Raw genomic sequence first — 18,120 nt, forward strand, 5'->3', positions numbered from 1 at the left:
GCTGCCGCCGAAGGCTGCGATCTTTTGATCTTGATTTTTAAGATCAAAAGATCGCAGCCTTCGGCAGCTCCTACGTGAAGTGGACTTGCTCGCGGTATAGGCGTGTCAGGCGACATCCATGTTGAATGTGAGAAAGCCTTCGCGGGCAAGCCTCGTTCCTACAGGGGATCAGCTGTGTGGCGCGGGTTTTGGTACGTTGACGTTATCGAGCATCCGGTTCACCGCCAGCTCGGCCAGCATGACGATCTGCTGAATCGCCATCGCCGTGTGCCGATGCGGCCCTTCCAGATACCGCGCAAAATCACTCGCCATCACACTGGCCTGGGCCAACGACTCACAGGTGTGGGCCAACAGGTCTTCGTCTTTGATATCCGGTGCAACCATAAACATCGTGCTCGGCTTGCGGGCCACGGGGGATTTGAGGGCGGAGGGGTTGAGGTAGTGATCGAGCGCGCGTTCGGCGGCGTCGTGGAGCTTTTTCGAATCGAGGGATTCGTAGGGGGAAACGTCGTCGGTTTCCGGAGGGTTCGGTGTTTCTTTAATCATGCGGAAGTTACTCATTGGCAGGTGAAGTGAAACTGCCATCTTTCGTTTTCCAGACGAAAGGGTGGCAGCCATGCGCGGACTGGAAAAACCGGTACACCTACCAAAAACCGGCACACCCGAAGGTCTCCCGCGCACAGCTGCCATAACAAGGAATTGCGTGCAGAAAAAAGCGCCGCAGTATGCCATGGGCTGTGGTCAGTGTTCGCCAGGTTTTCCAGACCTGATCGCTGATTTGGCAGCGACCCACAAAGCCTACCCACTTCGCTTCCGACGCAACAACCGCCAAAACTTGTCGGAAACCTCCCCAAAAACCACCGCGTCTGTAGGACCGTGAAATCAGTTCGCCAGCCGAGCCCCACCCAAACTCCCACTCAACTCATACGCCGCTAATTCCGCCTGATGCGCCGCCAGAATCTCCGGCAACGACCCACGCAAGTATTCGACCCAGGTCTTGATCTTCGCATCCAGGTACTGCCGCGAAGGATAAATCGCGTACAGGTTCAATTCCTGCGACCGATACTTGGGCATCACCCGCACCAGTGTGCCGTTGCGCAAGCCTTCAATCGCTGCATACACCGGCAACACACCAACACCCATGCCGCTGGTGATCGCTGTCTTCATCGCATCAGCGGAGTTCACCAAAAACGGTGAGCTGTTGATGGTGACCATTTCCTGGCCTTCGGGGCCATCGAAAGCCCACTTTTCCAGCGGGATCACCGGGCTCACCAGGCGCAAGCACATGTGATTGAGCAAATCGCTGGGCTTCTGCGCGCAGCCGTTGGCTTTTACATAGGCTGGGGATGCGCAAACGATGCTGTAGGTGATGCCCAAACGCTGGGAGACGAAGCCCGAGTCGGGCAGTTCGCTGGCGAGCACGATGGACACGTCGTAGCCCTCATCGAGCAGGTCCGGCACACGGTTGGCCATGGTCAGGTCGAAGGTCACGTCGGGGTGGGTCTTGCGGTAGCGGGCGATGGCGTCGATCACGAAGTGCTGACCGATGCCGGTCATGGTGTGCACCTTGAGTTGCCCGGCCGGGCGCGCGTGAGCATCGCTGGCCTCGGCTTCGGCTTCTTCTACATAGGCCAGGATCTGCTCGCAGCGCAACAGGTAGCGCTTGCCCGCTTCGGTCAGGGCAATGCGGCGGGTGGTGCGGTTGAGCAGGCGGGTTTGCAGGTGGGCTTCCAGGTTGGAGACCGCGCGCGAGACATTGGCCGTGGTGGTGTCCAGTTGCACGGCGGCGGCGGTGAAGCTGCCGGCCTCGGCCACGTAACTGAAGGCGCGCATGTTTTGCAAAGTGTCCATGGGGTGCTCTCTTGACGAATGGCAAATTGTGACACGAAGTTTCAGAGACTGAGACCCCGACCAAGGGATTATCTCGTTAACGGTAACAAAGATTCACAAGAATCCCGGCTTATCGCCAACAAGGCCCACCCCTAGAATTACGCCGACTGTAGGAGCCGGCTTGCTGGCGATGGCATCACTGCGGTCTTCAGATAGACCGCGGCGTTCCCATCGCCAGCAAGCCGGCTCCTACAGGACTTCGTACCTTCCCTATTTCAGGAAATCGCAGCAGTGCCGCGTCGCATCAACAGAGCGCTCAAGACGCTCAGTGTTTTGGCTTTAACCGTGACCATCAGCGGCTGCATCGGAACCGGCGGGATTGCCCCGCAAGGCAAGGCACTGGAGGCCGATTCACTGGCCACCGACGAAGCCATTCAGAGCGCCGCCCGGGACGCTCACTGGCCCACCGCCCAATGGTGGCAAGCCTACGGCGACCCCCAACTGAACCGCTGGATCTCCCTCGCCCTGCAAGACAGTCCGAACATGGCCATGGCCGCCGCGCGAGTGCGTCAGGCCCGGTCCATGGCGGGTATTGCCGAGTCCGCCGAGTCGCTGCAGATCAATGGCCAGTCGACCCTCAAACGCCACAACTGGCCCACCGATCAGTTCTACGGCCCCGGTGAGTTGGCCAATACCACCACTTGGGACAACAACGCCGCGCTGGGCTTCAGCTATGCCCTCGACCTCTGGGGGCGCGAAAGCAACGCCACCGAGCGTGCCGTGGACATGGCGCACATGAGCGCCGCCGAGGCGCGGCAGGCCCAGCTCGAATTGCAGAACAACATCGTGCGCGCCTACATCGAACTCTCGTTGCATTACGCGCAACGGGACATCGTCGCGGCGACTTTGAAGCAGCAACAGCAAATCCTCGACCTGGCGCAAAAACGCCTGGACGGTGGCATCGGCACGCACTTCGAAGTCAGCCAGGCCGAAACGCCGCTACCGGAAACCCATCGCCAACTCGATGCGCTGGATGAAGAAATCGCCCTCAGCCGTAACCAGCTCGCGGCCTTGGCCGGTAAGGGACCGGGGGAGGGCGCGCAGTTGCAACGGCCGACGCTGTCGTTGGGAACTGCGCTGAAATTACCGTCGTCGCTGCCGGCGCAATTGCTCGGGCAACGCCCGGACGTGGTTGCCAGTCGCTGGCAAGTGGCGGCCCAGGCGCGGGGCATCGATGTCGCTCACGCAGGTTTCTACCCCAACGTCGATCTGGTCGGCAGCCTCGGCTACATGGCCACTGGCGGCGGTGCGCTGGAGTTCCTGACCGGCAAGAAGCTCAACTACAGCGTGGGACCTGCGATTACATTGCCGATTTTTGACGGCGGCCGCTTGCGTTCCGAGCTGGGTGAAGCCTCGGCCGGTTATGACATCGCCGTGGCCAAATACAACCAGACGCTGGTCAACGCGCTGAAGAACATCTCCGATCAGTTGATCCGCCGCGAGTCGATGGACAAGCAGCAAACGTTCGCCGCCGAATCGGTGGCCACGGCGCAGAAGACCTACGACATCGCGATGATCGCCTATCAACGTGGGCTCACCGATTACCTCAACGTGCTCAATGCGCAGACTTTGCTGTTCAAGCAACAGCAAGTGCAGCAGCAGGTTCAGGCTGCGCGGTTGAGTGCTCATGCTGAGCTGGTGACGGCTTTGGGCGGAGGCCTGGGCGCTGGCAACGACGTCCCGAGTGCCGAGAAAACCCAGCCCCCGAAAACCCCGAGCCTTTTGAAGTGAGCACGACGTTTCAGGCACACCCACAGTTCCTCAAGCCCTAGACCATTGAGCAAAATTTCATGACTCCCTTGCCCGCACCTTTGCGCTGGCTGTATTCCCTTGAATGGCGCCGGGGGTTCTTCGACTGGGCGCGCAGCGACGGCGTGACCTGGGTCTACATTTTCAAGGTGCTGTTCGCCGCATTCCTCACCCTGTGGCTGGCCATGCGCCTTGAATTGCCGCAACCACGCACCGCGATGATTACCGTGTTCATCGTCATGCAACCGCAAAGCGGCCAGGTGTTCGCCAAGAGTTTCTATCGCTTCCTCGGCACGTTGGCCGGTTCGGCGGTGATGGTCGCGCTGATTGCCTTGTTCGCACAGAACACGGAGCTGTTCCTCGGCTCGCTGGCGATCTGGGTCGGCCTGTGCACGGCTGGCGCAGCGCGTTGTCGCAACTTCCGCGCCTACGGATTTGTGCTCGCCGGTTATACGGCGGCGATGGTTGGACTGCCCGCTCTGGCGCATCCGGACGGCGCATTCATGGCTGCGGTCTGGCGGGTGCTGGAAATCTCTCTGGGGATTCTCTGCTCGACGCTGGTCAGCGCCGCGATCCTGCCGCAAACCGCCAGCGCCGCGATGCGCAACGCCTTGTATCAGCGCTTCGGCGTGTTCGCGTTGTTCGTCACTGATGGCTTGCGCGATCGGAGCAAACGGGATGCTTTCGAAGCCAGCAACGTGCGCTTCATCGCCGAGGCGGTGGGCCTGGAAGGACTGCGCAGCGTCACGGTGTTCGAAGACCCGCACATGCGTCGACGCAACGGACGACTCAGTCGCTTGAACAGCGAGTTCATGGGCATCACCACGCGTTTCAACGCCCTGCATCAGTTGCTCGAGCGCCTGCGCAGTAGCAGCGCCGATCATGTTGTCGCGGCGATCAAACCAGGGTTGCAGGACTTGGCCGAAGTACTCGACGGTTTCAGCGGCCGTGCGTTGACCAGCCCTGATGCCGCTCGCCTGGCCAGCGCCTTGGCGACTTACAAGGACAACTTGCCGGCGCGGGTGCGCAAGCTGCGGACGAGGTTTCAGGAGAGCGACCCGAGCGACGCCGAGCAGCTGGATTTTCACACCGCCTACGAACTGCTTTATCGCTTCGTCGACGACTTGCACAGTTATGCACAGACCCACGCGTCGCTCGCCGATCACAGCCACGAACGGGAGCGTTGGGACGAGCCCTTCACCCCGCAAACCAACTGGCTGGCCTCGGCCGCGTCGGGGATTCGCGCAGCGTTCATCCTTGTGGTGCTCGGCAGCTATTGGGTGGCCACCGCGTGGCCGAGCGGGGCGACCATGACCCTGATCGCTGCCGCCACCGTCGGCCTGTCAGCCGCGACGCCAAACCCCAAGCGCATGGCGTTTCAGATGGCCTGCGGGACCTTGCTCGGGGCGCTGATCGGCTTCGTCGAGATGTTTTTCATCTTCCCCTGGATCGACGGTTTTCCATTGCTTTGCGTGATGCTCGCGCCGGTGATCGTGCTCGGCTCGTTCCTCACTTCACGGCCGCAATACGCCGGGGTTGGGCTGGGGTTGCTGATCTTCTTCAGCACCGGTTCCGTGCCGGACAACCTCACGGTCTACAACCCTTACGCCTTTATCAACGACTACATCGCCATGGTCATGGGCATGCTGGTGTGCGCGGCGGCCGGGGCAATCATTCTGCCGCCCAACAGCCGCTGGTTGTGGCGGCGGCTGGAGCAGGACTTGCGCGGGCAAGTGGTGTACGCCATCAGCGGCAAACTCAAAGGCCTGGCGTCGAGTTTTGAAAGTCGCACGCGGGACTTGCTGCATCAAGCCTATGGCCTCGCCGCAGGGCAGCCGCAGGTGCAGCGGGACTTGTTGCGCTGGATGTTGGTGGTGCTGGAAGTCGGCCACGCGATTATCGAACTGCGTAAGGAACAAGCGATTCTGCCGGTGCACCCGGCGTATGCCGAATCCCAGCCGTGGCGCCAGTCCATCCGGGTGATGGGGCGTTCGCTGGTGCGGCTGTTTCTGCAACCGGGCCAGAGCAATCTGGAGCGTGCGCTGGTCGCCGTCGACCACGCGATCGGCCGCGTGCAGGCCACCGACGAACCCTTCGCGCCGCACTTCGACACCTCTGCCTTGCGCCGGGTGAAGAGCTATCTGCACTTCATCCGCACCTCGTTGCTCGACCCGCAATCGCCGCTGGCCTCATACACCACTGCCAAGCCCGAAGGACTTGAACATGCCTCGTGAAATCGCCTTCCACGGCGTGTACATGCCGACCATGACCCTGATGTTTTTCATTGCGGCGGCGCTGGCCTGGGCGCTGGACCGGTTCTTGTCCGGGTTCGATCTGTACCGTTTCTTCTGGCACCCGGCGCTGCTGCGCCTGAGCCTGTTTACCTGTCTGTTCGGCGCCCTGGCGCTGACTGTCTACCGTTGACTCTCTATCACTGAAGAAGGCCCTGATGAAAAAGCTTTTCAGCCTGCTCGCGACCCTGCTGGTGCTGGCCCTTGCCCTGTGGATCGGCCGGACCTTGTGGGTGCATTACATGAACACGCCCTGGACCCGTGACGGCCGGGTGCGCGCCGACATCATCAATGTCGCCGCCGACGTGACCGGTGAGGTGGTGGAGGTGCCGGTGCGCGACAACCAATTGGTGAAAAAGGGCGACCTGCTGATGCGCATCGACCCCGAGCATTACCGCCTCGCGGTGAAACAGGCGCAGAGCCTGGTGGCCTCGCGCAAGGCCACGTGGGAGATGCGCAAGGTCAACGCCCATCGCCGCGCCGACCTCGACAACCTGGTGATCTCCAGGGAAAACCGCGACGACGCCACCAACATCGCCGACTCGGCCCTGGCCGATTACCAGCATGCCCAGGCGCAACTGGAAGCCGCCGAACTGAACCTGCAACGCACCGAAGTGCGGGCGGCGGTGGACGGCTACGTCACCAACCTCAACGTCCATCGCGGTGACTATGCGCGCATCGGCGAAGCGAAAATGGCGGTGGTCGACATGAACTCGTTCTGGGTTTATGGCTTCTTCGAAGAAACCAAACTGCCGCATGTTCGCGTGGGTGATAAAGCCGACATGCAATTGATGAGTGGCGAAGTGCTCAAGGGCCACGTGGAAAGTATTTCTCGCGGTATCTACGACCGCGATAACCCGGAAAGCCGCGAGCTGATCGCTGATGTAAATCCGACCTTTAACTGGGTTCGTCTGGCGCAGCGGGTACCCGTAAGGATTCACATTGATGAAGTGCCGCAGGGGGTGCTGTTGGCGGCGGGGATTACGTGTACGGTGGTGGTGACCCCCCCGGCTGGCGAATAACCTGTGGCGAGGGGGCAAGCCCCCTCGCCACAAAAAGCGGCGGTGTCAGCCTTGGCAAAACGTCTCATGCAAATGCCGCCAAACCACCTTGCCATCGGCCTGTTTCTCAAACACCACCGAGGACCGCCGATCAGAATGCAGTCCCGTCGCATCGGTCTGTTGCTCGCGGTAACTGACCACTGCGCCACCGTCATACAGCGCGACACCTCGCAACTCGCTGAGCTCGATCCTGAACCCGAGCTTCTTCCCGCCCGCCAACAGAAACAATTCATTCAACGCCCCGAAATCCAGCACCCGGCCCAACGGCGAGACCATGGAAAACTGCGGTGAAAAACGCGTCAGCAATTGCTCGAGCTCGGCCTCGTCTCGCTCCTCGGCCAACCATTGCTCGATGGCTACGTGGGCCTGGATCACTTCGTCAAAGTATTCGGTGTAGTCGGTCATGCTGTTTCCTGAAAGTCTGAAAAGTGTGTTCTGACGCCTTCGCGGTCTCAGAGCTGCCCGCGCAACCCGAACCGCTTCATCAACCCCGACTCCAGCAATCCTTTTGGCAATAACCCCGCCATCAACGGCAACGCCCGGCTGCCGTTACCCAAACGCACCAGACGCGGCGTTTTGCTCTGCTGCACAGCCTTGAGTAAACCGGCGGCAAATTCACTGGCCGGCGTTGGTTTATCTTGGGAGGCCTTGGCCCGTGCACGAATACCTTCACGCAGTGGAAACCACGGTGATTGTTCGGTGATCAGTTGCTCGGCTTCGTGGCCGGCATTCTTCGCGAAGCTGGACGCGATAGCGCCGGGCTGAACTTCCATGACCCGCACGCCGAAAGGCGCCAGTTCCATGCGCAGCGCATCGCTCAAGGCATGCACGGCGGCTTTCGAGGCGCAGTAGGCACCGGCAAACGGCGTGACCAGAACCCCGGAAACGCTGCCGATGTTTACCACCAGCCCCCGGGCGCGACGCAGTACAGGGAACATCGCGCGAGTGACGCCGACAATCGCAAACACGTTGGTTTCGAACTGGCGCTGCATGGCCGGCACGCCACCATCGAGCAGCGGCCCCATGGCGCCGTAACCGGCATTGTTGATCAGCACATCGAGGCCGCCGCGTTGCTGGTTGATTCGCTCGCTCAGCTGTTCGAGGGCCGGGCCATCGTTAACGTCCAGCTGCACGGCGGTGAAACCGGCGGCGGTAAGGGTTGCCACGTCTTCAGCCTTGCGGGCACTGGCCCAGACTTCGTAACCGGCATTTTTGAAGGTGTCGGCAAGTGCGCGGCCAATGCCGCTGGAGCAACCGGTAATCAACGCAACAGGCATGGCGCGGTCCTTGTGCAAAAGAAAAAGGGGGATCAGTCGGAGAAACTACCCTGCAACCGTTCAGCGCGAAATTCCAGGGTTTGTGGTCGGTAGCCGGGGCGCAAGGGCGGTAGCGGCAAGCAGTCTTCCCAATTGCCGCCGGCCTGCAGTTCGCCGGGGCCGCGATAACGTGGCGCGGCGTATTGATTGTCGGCCAGGTTCACCGTATCGCCCGGCGCATACGCCGCGATGCGCCAGCGCAACTCGGTCAGTGGCACGTCGTTGCCGTTTTTCATCGTGAGTTTCAATGGCCGATCTGCCGGGCAGTGTTCGGGTGCGTAGGTGATGCGCAGCTCAAGGCGCGCCAGTTGCTTGACCTCGCGGTTGTCCAGCCAGATCACCCACGTCGCCACCAGGCCCAATCCGACAGCGGCCGCCACGGAAACCGGCACAGCCTTGGCCGGATAACGCAGCAGCAGGATCAGCCAGGTGATGACCAGCAGGACGCCAATGAACATGTTTGAACGCTCCTTGAACGGATAACCACCATCCTACCGAAGGGATGCGGGAATGGACATTCGGTGAGCAAGGGATTGTACCGCTGGTCGGCACTGTAATTTCTGACAGTAGCCAGCCATGCTCTTGAAACGTTAGAAGACATTGGCCGACAGGGCTGTTATTCGATGGACGGTGGCGATGGAAATGCACCACAAGACACCCAAACTGACGGTCGTCGATCCGCGTGGCTTGTCGATCCGTTCGGTTGATTATTGGCGTGCCGTCGAAAACCTGCCCGCTGAGGTCCGCATCAATCGCACTGTTCACGATGGTGCAGGACGTGCGGTGAAACAGTGGGATCCGCGATTGTGGGCGCTGCAAACAGCACCTCCCAATCTGACCACGGTGTATTCGCTGTCCGGGAACGCGCTGCGTACCGACAGCGTCGACGCCGGAACGCAGATCAACTTGCATGGCTTGGCCGGTGAAGTGTTGGTGGGGCGGGACAGCCGCGAAACCCGTCGCGAGGTTGAATATGACGATTTGCTGCGGCCAGTGGCGGTGTTCGAGCAGGGCGCTGCGCAGCCAAGTCGCTGTACCGAACGTTTTACCTATGGCTGCCCCGGCCAGGGCAATCAGGACCGTAACCAGTACGGCCAACTGATTCGCCACGACGACCCGGCGGGCAGTGTGCTGTTCGACGCGTTTGCGATCAGCGGCCAATGTGTTGAAAACACCCGCCACTTCACCCTCGATCCGGTCACTCCCTACTGGCCGGAACTGATCAATGATCGCCAACGGCTGCTCGAACCGGGGGCGGGGGCGATGTCCAGGTGGCGATTCGGTCCGCTGGGTTATGTGCTTGAACAGACCGATGCCAGGGAAAATCGCCAGACCTTCGCCCTGACCGTCGATGGCCGATTGCGCGAGAGTCGACTGCAATTGAAGGATCAACCCGTTGGGCAAACGTTAGTCAGCGAGATCCGCTACAACGCCGAAGGGCAAGTCGAACGGGAGGTCGCGGGCAACGGGGTGCAAACAACCTTCGTTTACCGTCCCGAAGATGGTCTGTTGATGGAGCGTCGGGCACTGGATGCCGGCGCCCGAATGTTGCAGCATCTGATCTATGACTATGACCCGATGGGCAACGTGTTGAGCATCGAGGACAAGGCTCTGCCGGTGCGCTACTTCGCCAACCAGCGCATCGACCCGATCAGTCGCTTCATCTACGACAGCCTGTACCGGTTGATCGAAGCCTTTGGATGGGAAGCGGGCGGTCCCGTTCAAGGACCCGAGTCGGTTGGTCGCACCGATCCGGCGGCGGTTAGCAACTATCGGCAGATTTACCGCTATGACGAGGGCGGCAATCTGCTGAAGCTGACCCACGTCGGCGCGCAAAACCATGGGCGCGATTTGAAAGCCGCCCGCTACAGCAACCGCTGCCTGCCCTGGCGCAACGGCGTGCCGCCTACTGAAGACGAAATCGCCGCCGCGTTCGACGCCAAAGGCAATTTGCTGGATCTGGATCAGGGACGGTTCTTGACCTGGGATCTGCGCAATCAGTTGCAATCGGTCAGCCCGGTGGAGCGCGCCTCCCGGCGCAATGACGGTGAGTGCTATTTTTACGATGGCGCTGGCCAGCGGGTGCGCAAAATCCGCGCGTTGCAGACCAGGGCTCGCACCGTGATAGCTGAAGTGCGTTACTTGCAGGGCTTGGAACTTCGTACCGACAGTGGCACCGGGGTGGTGTTGCAGGTCATCACCGCGCAGGCTGGCCTCAACACCGTGCGGGTGTTGCATTGGGACAGCGAGCCACCGTCCGGTGTCAACGATCAGTACCGCTACACCCTGGTCGATCACCTGAGCTCCTGCACCGTGGAACTGGCCGATGACGCGCAAATCATCAGCCGGGAAATTTTTTATCCCTTTGGCGAGACCGCGTGGTACGACGCGATTGAAGTGGACTATAAAACCATTCGTTATTCGGGCAAGGAACAGGATGCCACGGGGCTTTATTGCTATGGCTTCCGGTACTACATACCGTGGTTGCAGCGATGGGCGAGTACCGATCCGGCAGGCGCTGTGGATGGCTTGAACCTGTATCGGATGGTTCGAAACAACCCGTTAACGTTCTTTGACGAGCAGGGTGAAAACTCAAAATCCAACTCGGCAGTGCGTACAGCGATCGAGATTTTTGAATCGTATAAGGACAATTACAGCGATACGGATAGAGTGACTCCTTACAACATGATGAACACAATCACTCAGGACAAACTGAAGTTCAAAACAGCAAAGGCAACACCTGCGGTGCTTGAAAAGACCAAGCCCCAGAGCTTTACCTTGCGCCATTACACGGTCTACGGGAGCAGCGGCGAAACACCTCCCTTTATGGAAATCGCGTCTAACTTTTCTTTGGTTCACAAGAACTTGAAGACGTTGGGCGGAAAGGGCGGCAATACCAATGAAAAGGATTGGACCAAGGCCGGAAACATGGGCTTCACCTTCTTTCTTCTGGCGATAAATGGAGAAGTGAATGAACGCAAGTTTCTCGGCTCGATGACACACTTTGCCGAATACGATCTTGAGGATGACAAGGCGCTGGAGGCAGCCTTGGGTAAAGATTTCGATAAGGTAGAGTTTTTTGCTTCTCCCGATGTACTCGATCCCAAACACTCTTCGGACCTGAGCGCGGTGCCAATGGTTAAAGGCCCACTGAAAGAATTGAAGGCGCTGCTGTTAGGCAACTCGGGAATCAGTCCGGTTCAGGTGGGAAGAATGAGTTCACGAGCATTACTTGACAGTATCGATAGTGCGTTTCATGGAACACTTGAGATCAAAATACCAGGATCAATAAAGGTCAGTGGCTGGCATAGAAAACCAGCCACAACCCGTAAGGCTGCATGAATGTGTAAAAAAGCCCCCGCCCAACCCGCTGCGGATAGGGAACGCAGCGGGCTGGACGAGGGCTTTTTGATTTGCTGATTGATTACTGCGCGATGGTTTTCACCGACACGCCGCGCTCGATCGGAGTGGAGCGACCGTAGATATCTTCAAACCGCTCGATATCGTCTTCGCCCAGGTAGCTGCCCGATTGCACTTCGATGATCTCGAGTGGAATCTTGCCCGGGTTGCGCAGACGGTGTACCGAGGCGATCGGGATGTAGGTCGACTGGTTTTCACAGAGCAGGAACACGTTTTCGTCGCAGGTCACTTCAGCGGTGCCGCTGACCACGATCCAGTGTTCGGCGCGGTGGTGGTGCATCTGCAGCGACAGGCACGCGCCCGGTTTGACCGAGATGTGCTTGACCTGGAAACGACCGCCCATGTCCACCGAGTCGTAGGAACCCCACGGACGATAGACTTCGCAGTGGTTCTGGGTTTCGCTGCGGCCCTGTTCGTTGAGGGTGTTGACCATCTGTTTGACGCCTTGGACCTTGTCCTTGTGGACGATCATCATGGCGTCCTTGGTTTCGACTACCACGATGTTTTCCAGGCCGATCACCGACACCAGTTTGCCGTTGCCGTGGATCATGCAGTTTTTGCTGTCCTGGATGACCACGTCGCCTTTGGTGACGTTGCCGTTGGCGTCTTTTTTATTGACTTCCCACAGCGACGACCAGCAACCGACATCGCTCCAGCCCGCGGTCAGCGGTACGACGCAGGCACGCTGGGTTTTTTCCATCACTGAATAGTCGATGGAATTGTCCGGGCAGCAGGCGAAAGTGGCGGGGTCGATGTCGACGGTGTCGGCATCCTGCGCGCTACGTTCCAGGGTCAGTACGCAGGTGTCGTAGATGTCCGGATCGTGCTTTTTCAGCTCTTCGAGGAAGCGACTGGCGCGGAACAGGAACATGCCGCTGTTCCAGAAATAACCGCCGGACTGGACGAACTCGGTGGCGCGTTTCACGTCGGGTTTTTCGACGAAGTGCGAGACACGGCTGACGCCTTCCGGCAGCAGGGCATCGTTGGTGGATTTGATGTAGCCGTAACCGGTTTCCGGTTTGGTCGCCGGCACGCCGAACAGCACCATCTCGCCACGCTCGGCCGCCACGGTGGCCAGGGCCAGGGCGCGTTGCAGGGCTTTCTGGTCTTCCAGGACGTGGTCGGCCGGCAGCACCAGCATCAACTCGTCGCGACCTTCATTGACCAGCATCATCGCGGTCAGGGCCACGGCCGGCGCGGTGTTACGGCCGAACGGTTCCATCAGGATGCGCTGGGTTTCCAGTTTACGGGCGCTCAGCTGCTCGTTGACGATGAAGCGGTGATCCTTGTTGCAGACCACGATCGGGGTATCCATGCCTTCGAACACCAGGCGTTCCAGGGTTTGCTGGAACAGCGTGTGTTCGCCGGTCAGGGCGAGGAATTGCTTGGGGAATTGCTTTCGGGAAAGCGGCCAAAGACGTGAGCCGCTACCACCTGACAAGATCACCGGAATCATGTTGTTACTCCTTTAAAATCGATTGGTTAGAGCCACGAACGTTCTGTCGTTTCACTCTTGTTCTTGTTCCGTATCCAAAGGCTGGTCAGATCCCCCGTAGGGGCCCGTTTCAAGGCCCCAATGGGGTGTCAGCCGTTCGGAAAATTTATTAGCGCGTCGACACCGGGCGCTTGACCCAGACTGGCGACAGGCTGCTGCCGTTGCCGGTGACGTACAGCACCGCCGCTTCACCGCGCTCCAGGGCAACCGGCTTCACGTCGCCGACTTTCTTGTCGCCCTCGTACAGCGCCAGGCTGACTTTCACCGGGTTGATTTCACGCTCGCCACGGCCCTTGGCGGCCACGTTCGGCACCACATCGGTCTTGCCGTCGGCGGTTTTCAGGGTCAGGGCCTTGTCGCTGAGGTTCTGCACGCGTACCAGGGATTTCTGTTTGTTCTTGAACGGCGGCTCTTCGATCAGTTGTGGCGCGCCGCTGGCGTTGTTGACCAGAGTGTAATAGTGATCACCGGCCAGTTTAACCGGCAGGGTCTGGCTGCCGATCTTGGCGCTGTAGTCGCCGCCCGGCATGAAGCTGAAGTCTGTGCTGGACAGCGGCGCGACTTCGTTCAGGTTGGTGGTGCCGACGGTGGCGCTGACTTCGGCGTTGCCGGCGTTATAGACACGCACGAAGCTGGAGCCTTTCGGTGCGGTCGGGCCGTAGAGGGCGGCGTCGCCACCGGCGAAGGCCTGCATTGACAGCACGCTCATGCCGGCGACGAGAGCAACTGCCTTTAAAGAGCGAGCGGCGAGACGGCGATGAGTAGTAGTGAAAGTCATGGTAGTACCTCTCTCTTTCAGTTTTGCGCCCGGTCGGGCGTCTCGGATTTGGTGTTTACAGCTACGTTTTGTTGGCGCGCGCCGGCTTGTTTAAGCTCTGCGACCCACTGTGGGTCGGCGTCACCGATTTCGTTGTTCACAGGCAGATATCGTTCAGGGAACTCCCAGATCAGCACTTGTGGCGGGCTGTTCTTGAAGGCATCGCTTTTCAGGTAGCTGAGCATCGGCAGAATCGGGCCGTGGCCGTCTTCGGCGTAATTGACCACGTCGCTGTGCAGCGCTTCTTTCAGCGCGCCGACGAAGTTCCAGTTCGGGTTGGCGCTGTAGCTGGTGCCGATCAGGGCCACCGGCACTTCCGTGTTGGCGAACAGTGCGTCATCACCGGCAGGCTGGTCCTGGGCAGCCACGGTATTGCGCTTTTGCAAAGGTTCTGGCGCCGGCATCAGGTTTTCGAACAGCGGGTCCAGCGGCAGGAACAACCGCAGGTCGCCCTTGTGGGTCACCTTCTCTGCAGGTTCGGTGACGAAGTTTTGCGGTTCGCCGCTGAGCGGAGCCTTGTCGGCGATGGTTTTGGCCAGGGTCTGGGCGGCGATTTGCGCGCCTTCCGGAGTCCAGTGGGTGTCGGTGCGCAGGAACACTTGCTGACCGTCGTGCTTGGCTTGTTGCAGCGGGCCGAGCAGGTCAGGGGCGAGGATCTTGTCGGCCGCCACGCGAGCGTGGAAGTCCTTGTACAGATTGGCGTGGATACTCGCCGGCTTCACTTCACCCAGGTGTTCCGGGTACAGGCGCGTCTTGGCCGGAACAATCGCCATCACCAGTTGCACGCCTCGCTTTTTCAGTTCCTGGCGCACGCCTTCGACCAGCGCGTAGTTGCCTTGCAGGTTCAACTCTTCGTTGACGATCGGGTGGAACTCTTCATCGCTGTAGAGCCACTGATCGCGACCGAGCACCACGCCCGGACGACCTTCGTTGAACAGTTTGAAATCCAGCGCGGCCCAAAGGTTGGTGCCCAGGCGCTTGATCGGGAACTCGTCGTCATAGTGCGTCTCGACGGCTTTGGTCCAGCGCCCGTTGAGCACGGTGGCATCGGCGTTGGTACTGAAGCCGAAGAAGCTGCGTACCGACCACACGCCCAGGACCAGCAAGGTCACCAGGAACAGGGCGATGTAGAAGATGCGTAATGAGCGGGTCATGGTCAGATCCCTCAGAACTGGAAGTAAAGGAACGGCGAGAAGCTTTGCGCCGAGAGTTTGAGAATCGAAGCGATGAACAGCAGCAGCACCAGGGCGCGCATCACGTAACGGGACCAGTCAGCGGTCCAGTAGGCCGGTTGCACAGTCGCTTCAACACCGACGGTGTAACCCGGTTCGTGGATGCTGGCCGGGTTGTCGCCTGGTACGGCTTTGATCATTCCGGGCGTCGCCGCGGCCGGGCCGTCGGTTTCGATGTTCACCGCAGGTTTGGTTTTGACCGGCGGCTGGTTGGTGTAGAAATCACGCAGGCCGAAGAACGCCAGGGTCACGTAAGCCACCACCAGGGTTGCCACTTGCAGACCGGTGAGGCTGGCCTGGTTGAGTTCCGACAGCGACCATTCGCCGAAGCTGAACATTGCGCCGTACATGCGACCGGCGACGTGCAGGTTCTCTGCGCGGAAGATCACCCAGCCCATCACCACCAGCAGGAAGGTCAGGACCCAGCGGATCGGGTTGAAGCTGCGCGGCGAGGTGTTCAGGCCGATGGCTTTTTCGATTGCCAGCCACATGCCGTGCCAGGCGCCCCAGACGATGTAGGTGATGTTCGCGCCGTGCCACAGACCACCGAGCAGCATGGTCAGGAACAGGTTGCGATAGGTCATCAGCGTGCCTTTACGGTTACCGCCGAGGGTGATGTACAGGTAGTCACGCAGCCAGGTGGAGAGGCTGATGTGCCAGCGACGCCAGAACTCGGTGATCGACTGGCTGACGTACGGCTGTTTGAAGTTTTCCATGAAGCGGAAACCCATCATCAAGCCCAGGCCAATCGCCATGTCGCTGTAGCCGGAGAAGTCGAAGTACAGCTGCGCGGTGTAGGCCAGGGCGCCGAGCCAGGCATCGCCCGTGGTCGGGTTCTGCAAGGCGAAGCAATGGTCGGCCACGACCGCCAGGGTGTCGGCGATGAAGACTTTCTTGATGAAGCCCTGCATGAACCGCGTGGCACCTTCGGAGAACTTGTCGAGGGTGTGGGTGCGGTTGTTGAACTGGTCGGCCAGGTCGCGGAAACGCAACACGGGGCCCGCGATCAAGTGCGGGAAGATCGCCACGAATGCGGCAAAGTCGATCAGGTTGCGGGTGGCCGGGGTATCACCGCGGTAAACGTCGATGATGTAGCTGATGGACTCGAAGATGTAGAACGAGATCCCGATCGGCAACAGCACGTGGGTCAGGATGAACGGCGACAGACCGACCGAGGTCATCATCGCGTTGATGCTCTCCACGCCGAAGTTGGCGTACTTGAAGTAGCCCAGGATGCACAAGTCCACCGCGACGCCGAGCAGCAGCCAGCGCTGGGCCGGTTTGGTCCGGACACCGGCGGCGCCAACTTTCAGGCCGATCCAGTAGTTCCACAGCGTGACGGCTGCGAACAGCGCAAGGAAGTCCACACGCCACCAGGCGTAGAACACGTAGCTGGCGATCAGCAGCAGCAGGTTGCGATAGCGTATTCCGCTCAGGTAGTACAAGCCGAGAAAGATCGGCAAGAACAGAAACAGGAATACGTTGGATGAAAATACCATCCCGATCTCTCCATGTTTAACCAACAGTCAAGGGCCAACGGCCCCCCCAAACCCCCCACGAAAATCTGGGGGCATCACACAAAAAAACACAACGATCGTTCCCACGCTCAGCGTGGGAATGCCTCACTGGACGCTCTGCGTCCACTTCGGCATGTGACGCGGAGCGTCACGGGCTGCATTCCCACGCGGAGCGTGGGAACAATCAACCCTAAGAACCCTTGTTGCCTTTTTCATTGGCCGGGTCGAAGACCTTGGTCAAATCCCCACCCAGTCGGAACGTCTTGAACGGTTGCATCTTGTGCTTGAGTTCCAGCACGTCCGGCGGGCAGGTGTAGAGCGAGCAGAACGGTTCGAGCCAGGCGAATTTCGAGTCGATCTTGAGATCGGTCATGTCCTGGTCCTTGCCGTTTTTCTTCTCGAACTCATCCGGGTCTTTCACTCCCGCAAGCACGCGATCACCCAGGCGTTTCAAGGCACCGTTGTTTTCCTGACGCAGATCCACACCGTTGGCCTGGGCGAAACTGGCGATCATCGCCAGCGGCGGCAGGGCGTAGTTGTGGTAGGCGAGGGCGCGTTGCTGGCGCTTGAGTTCGTTAGGCAGGAAGCCTTGGGCATCGATCTGATTGGCGCCGACCTTGAATTCCTTCACGGCCCAGTCGAACAGGTCGCGGCGGTTGATGGCGACCGACGTGGCCATCACCGACCAGGCGGCCCAATACGAGTGGTTGTTGGTCTGTTCAAGCGGCAGGTTGTCCCAATCGCTGACCACCTGATCGGCCATTTTGCTGAACCAGGCTTCAATCACCTGCGCTTGTTCCTGGTGGGTGGCCAGGGGATGCGAGTCAGAGAATTTCAGGCGGATATAGGACGAAGCCATGCTGCCCAATGCCCATTTGCGCATGGACTTGCCGGTGTGGTTGAAGTCCTTGGACATCAATGCATCGGCCTTGGCCCAGGCGGTCAACCAGTCGAGGGTGCATTCCAGTTGTTCCGGGCGACCGTCACGCATGAACTGCATCACTCGCTTGCTGGTGCCGCGCTCGATCTTGGTGATGTCGGCGGTGGTATCGCGGAAGGCCTTTTCCGACTCCTCGTTCAGAGTCGAACGAGCCTTGTCGGAGCCTTCGTATTTGCTGCGAAACTGCAGGGCGCCGGTGTAGGGCGTCGGCATTGCGTCGCAGCCTTCGCTCTTGTCGCCGGTCTTGAATTTATCCACTGGCGCAAAATACCCCTGAGGCGGGCGCAGTGGCGCGGCGGCCTGGGTGGCGCCAGCGAACATCGCCAGAGCCAGCAGGGAAGGCGCGAGCAACTTTTTCAAAGTTCGGGTTTGCATACAGTTCATAAGAGGTA

The 18,120-nt window shown here is 59.9% G+C and carries 15 protein-coding genes; 5 read left to right on the forward strand and 10 right to left on the reverse strand.

From position 1 onward, the window contains the following. Positions 1-168: 168 nt before the first annotated feature. Together AC1D2Q_RS27920 and AC1D2Q_RS27925 are read right to left on the reverse strand one after the other, a co-directional pair. A complete protein-coding gene (locus AC1D2Q_RS27920) occupies positions 169-546 on the reverse strand; it encodes a DUF6124 family protein (protein ID WP_477815355.1) in 378 nt (125 codons plus the stop codon). Between the two features lie 336 nt (positions 547-882). After that, entirely contained in the window at positions 883-1,851 is a 969-nt protein-coding gene (locus AC1D2Q_RS27925; RefSeq protein WP_018927142.1) for a LysR family transcriptional regulator, read from the reverse strand. 270 nt (positions 1,852-2,121) lie between these two features. On the opposite strand from AC1D2Q_RS27925, the gene AC1D2Q_RS27930 reads away from it, so the two are divergent. From AC1D2Q_RS27930 to AC1D2Q_RS27945, 4 genes are read left to right on the forward strand one after another with little or no spacing between them, the layout of a single operon-like run. Next, positions 2,122-3,621, forward strand: coding sequence for an efflux transporter outer membrane subunit (locus AC1D2Q_RS27930; protein WP_477815313.1), 1,500 nt, complete (start codon positions 2,122-2,124; stop codon positions 3,619-3,621). A gap of 59 nt (positions 3,622-3,680) precedes the next feature. Then, positions 3,681-5,873: an FUSC family protein gene (locus AC1D2Q_RS27935; protein ID WP_477815314.1), complete on the forward strand. Its 2,193-nt coding sequence runs from the start codon at positions 3,681-3,683 to the stop codon at positions 5,871-5,873. Next, the gene (locus AC1D2Q_RS27940) at positions 5,863-6,063 is read left to right on the forward strand and encodes a DUF1656 domain-containing protein (protein WP_007896379.1); all 201 of its coding nucleotides are present in this window, start codon (positions 5,863-5,865) and stop codon (positions 6,061-6,063) included. Before AC1D2Q_RS27935 ends, AC1D2Q_RS27940 begins: the two co-directional genes overlap by 11 nt. A 25-nt stretch (positions 6,064-6,088) precedes the next feature. Further along, entirely contained in the window at positions 6,089-6,952 is an 864-nt protein-coding gene (locus tag AC1D2Q_RS27945; RefSeq protein WP_477815315.1) for an efflux RND transporter periplasmic adaptor subunit, read from the forward strand. Between the two features lie 45 nt (positions 6,953-6,997). Here AC1D2Q_RS27945 and AC1D2Q_RS27950 read toward each other — a convergent pair whose 3' ends face one another. The 3 genes from AC1D2Q_RS27950 to AC1D2Q_RS27960 are packed head-to-tail and all read right to left on the reverse strand — an operon-like array spanning position 6,998 to position 8,765. After that, entirely contained in the window at positions 6,998-7,396 is a 399-nt protein-coding gene (locus tag AC1D2Q_RS27950) for a DUF4440 domain-containing protein (RefSeq protein WP_477815316.1), read from the reverse strand. Positions 7,397-7,443: 47 nt separating this feature from the next. After that, positions 7,444-8,268, reverse strand: a complete 825-nt coding sequence (locus tag AC1D2Q_RS27955) for an SDR family oxidoreductase (protein WP_477815317.1) — start codon at positions 8,266-8,268, stop codon at positions 7,444-7,446. Between the two features lie 32 nt (positions 8,269-8,300). After that, positions 8,301-8,765 carry a multidrug transporter gene (locus AC1D2Q_RS27960; RefSeq protein WP_477815318.1) on the reverse strand — a complete coding sequence of 155 codons (465 nt, stop codon included), beginning with the start codon at positions 8,763-8,765 and terminating at the stop codon, positions 8,301-8,303. A 178-nt stretch (positions 8,766-8,943) separates the two neighbouring features. On the opposite strand from AC1D2Q_RS27960, the gene AC1D2Q_RS27965 reads away from it, so the two are divergent. Then, positions 8,944-11,649, forward strand: coding sequence for an RHS repeat domain-containing protein (locus AC1D2Q_RS27965; RefSeq protein ID WP_477815356.1), 2,706 nt, complete (start codon positions 8,944-8,946; stop codon positions 11,647-11,649). 82 nt (positions 11,650-11,731) lie between these two features. Here the strand turns inward: AC1D2Q_RS27965 and AC1D2Q_RS27970 are convergent, their stop codons facing one another. From AC1D2Q_RS27970 to AC1D2Q_RS27990, 5 genes are all read right to left on the reverse strand, one after another. Next, the gene (locus AC1D2Q_RS27970) at positions 11,732-13,183 is read right to left on the reverse strand and encodes a mannose-1-phosphate guanylyltransferase/mannose-6-phosphate isomerase (RefSeq protein ID WP_477815319.1); all 1,452 of its coding nucleotides are present in this window, start codon (positions 13,181-13,183) and stop codon (positions 11,732-11,734) included. 148 nt (positions 13,184-13,331) lie between these two features. Further along, complete coding sequence (locus tag AC1D2Q_RS27975; RefSeq protein WP_477815320.1) at positions 13,332-14,000, reverse strand: alginate O-acetyltransferase AlgF; 669 nt, start codon at positions 13,998-14,000, stop codon at positions 13,332-13,334. Positions 14,001-14,017: 17 nt separating this feature from the next. Continuing rightward, positions 14,018-15,193: an alginate O-acetyltransferase gene (locus AC1D2Q_RS27980; protein ID WP_477815321.1), complete on the reverse strand. Its 1,176-nt coding sequence runs from the start codon at positions 15,191-15,193 to the stop codon at positions 14,018-14,020. Between the two features lie 11 nt (positions 15,194-15,204). Continuing rightward, the gene (locus tag AC1D2Q_RS27985) at positions 15,205-16,770 is read right to left on the reverse strand and encodes an MBOAT family O-acyltransferase (protein WP_477815322.1); all 1,566 of its coding nucleotides are present in this window, start codon (positions 16,768-16,770) and stop codon (positions 15,205-15,207) included. A 208-nt stretch (positions 16,771-16,978) separates the two neighbouring features. Then, positions 16,979-18,112 carry a mannuronate-specific alginate lyase gene (locus AC1D2Q_RS27990; RefSeq protein ID WP_477815323.1) on the reverse strand — a complete coding sequence of 378 codons (1,134 nt, stop codon included), beginning with the start codon at positions 18,110-18,112 and terminating at the stop codon, positions 16,979-16,981. Between the last annotated feature and the right edge of the window lie 8 nt (positions 18,113-18,120).

This window comes from Pseudomonas sp. P1_A1, assembly GCF_056406935.1.

Excerpts from the sequence above, each read along its gene's own strand:
- AC1D2Q_RS27920 (WP_477815355.1), bottom strand. The coding sequence starts at position 546 with ATGATTAAAGAAACACCGAACCCTCCGGAAACCGACGACGTTTCCCCC.
- AC1D2Q_RS27925 (WP_018927142.1), bottom strand. The coding sequence starts at position 1,851 with ATGGACACTTTGCAAAACATGCGCGCCTTCAGTTACGTGGCCGAGGCC.
- AC1D2Q_RS27935 (WP_477815314.1), top strand. The coding sequence starts at position 3,681 with ATGACTCCCTTGCCCGCACCTTTGCGCTGGCTGTATTCCCTTGAATGG.
- AC1D2Q_RS27940 (WP_007896379.1), top strand. The coding sequence starts at position 5,863 with ATGCCTCGTGAAATCGCCTTCCACGGCGTGTACATGCCGACCATGACC.
- AC1D2Q_RS27945 (WP_477815315.1), top strand. The coding sequence starts at position 6,089 with ATGAAAAAGCTTTTCAGCCTGCTCGCGACCCTGCTGGTGCTGGCCCTT.
- AC1D2Q_RS27950 (WP_477815316.1), bottom strand. The coding sequence starts at position 7,396 with ATGACCGACTACACCGAATACTTTGACGAAGTGATCCAGGCCCACGTA.
- AC1D2Q_RS27955 (WP_477815317.1), bottom strand. The coding sequence starts at position 8,268 with ATGCCTGTTGCGTTGATTACCGGTTGCTCCAGCGGCATTGGCCGCGCA.
- AC1D2Q_RS27960 (WP_477815318.1), bottom strand. The coding sequence starts at position 8,765 with ATGTTCATTGGCGTCCTGCTGGTCATCACCTGGCTGATCCTGCTGCTG.
- AC1D2Q_RS27965 (WP_477815356.1), top strand. The coding sequence starts at position 8,944 with ATGGAAATGCACCACAAGACACCCAAACTGACGGTCGTCGATCCGCGT.
- AC1D2Q_RS27970 (WP_477815319.1), bottom strand. The coding sequence starts at position 13,183 with ATGATTCCGGTGATCTTGTCAGGTGGTAGCGGCTCACGTCTTTGGCCG.
- AC1D2Q_RS27975 (WP_477815320.1), bottom strand. The coding sequence starts at position 14,000 with ATGACTTTCACTACTACTCATCGCCGTCTCGCCGCTCGCTCTTTAAAG.
- AC1D2Q_RS27980 (WP_477815321.1), bottom strand. The coding sequence starts at position 15,193 with ATGACCCGCTCATTACGCATCTTCTACATCGCCCTGTTCCTGGTGACC.
- AC1D2Q_RS27985 (WP_477815322.1), bottom strand. The coding sequence starts at position 16,770 with ATGGTATTTTCATCCAACGTATTCCTGTTTCTGTTCTTGCCGATCTTT.
- AC1D2Q_RS27990 (WP_477815323.1), bottom strand. The coding sequence starts at position 18,112 with ATGAACTGTATGCAAACCCGAACTTTGAAAAAGTTGCTCGCGCCTTCC.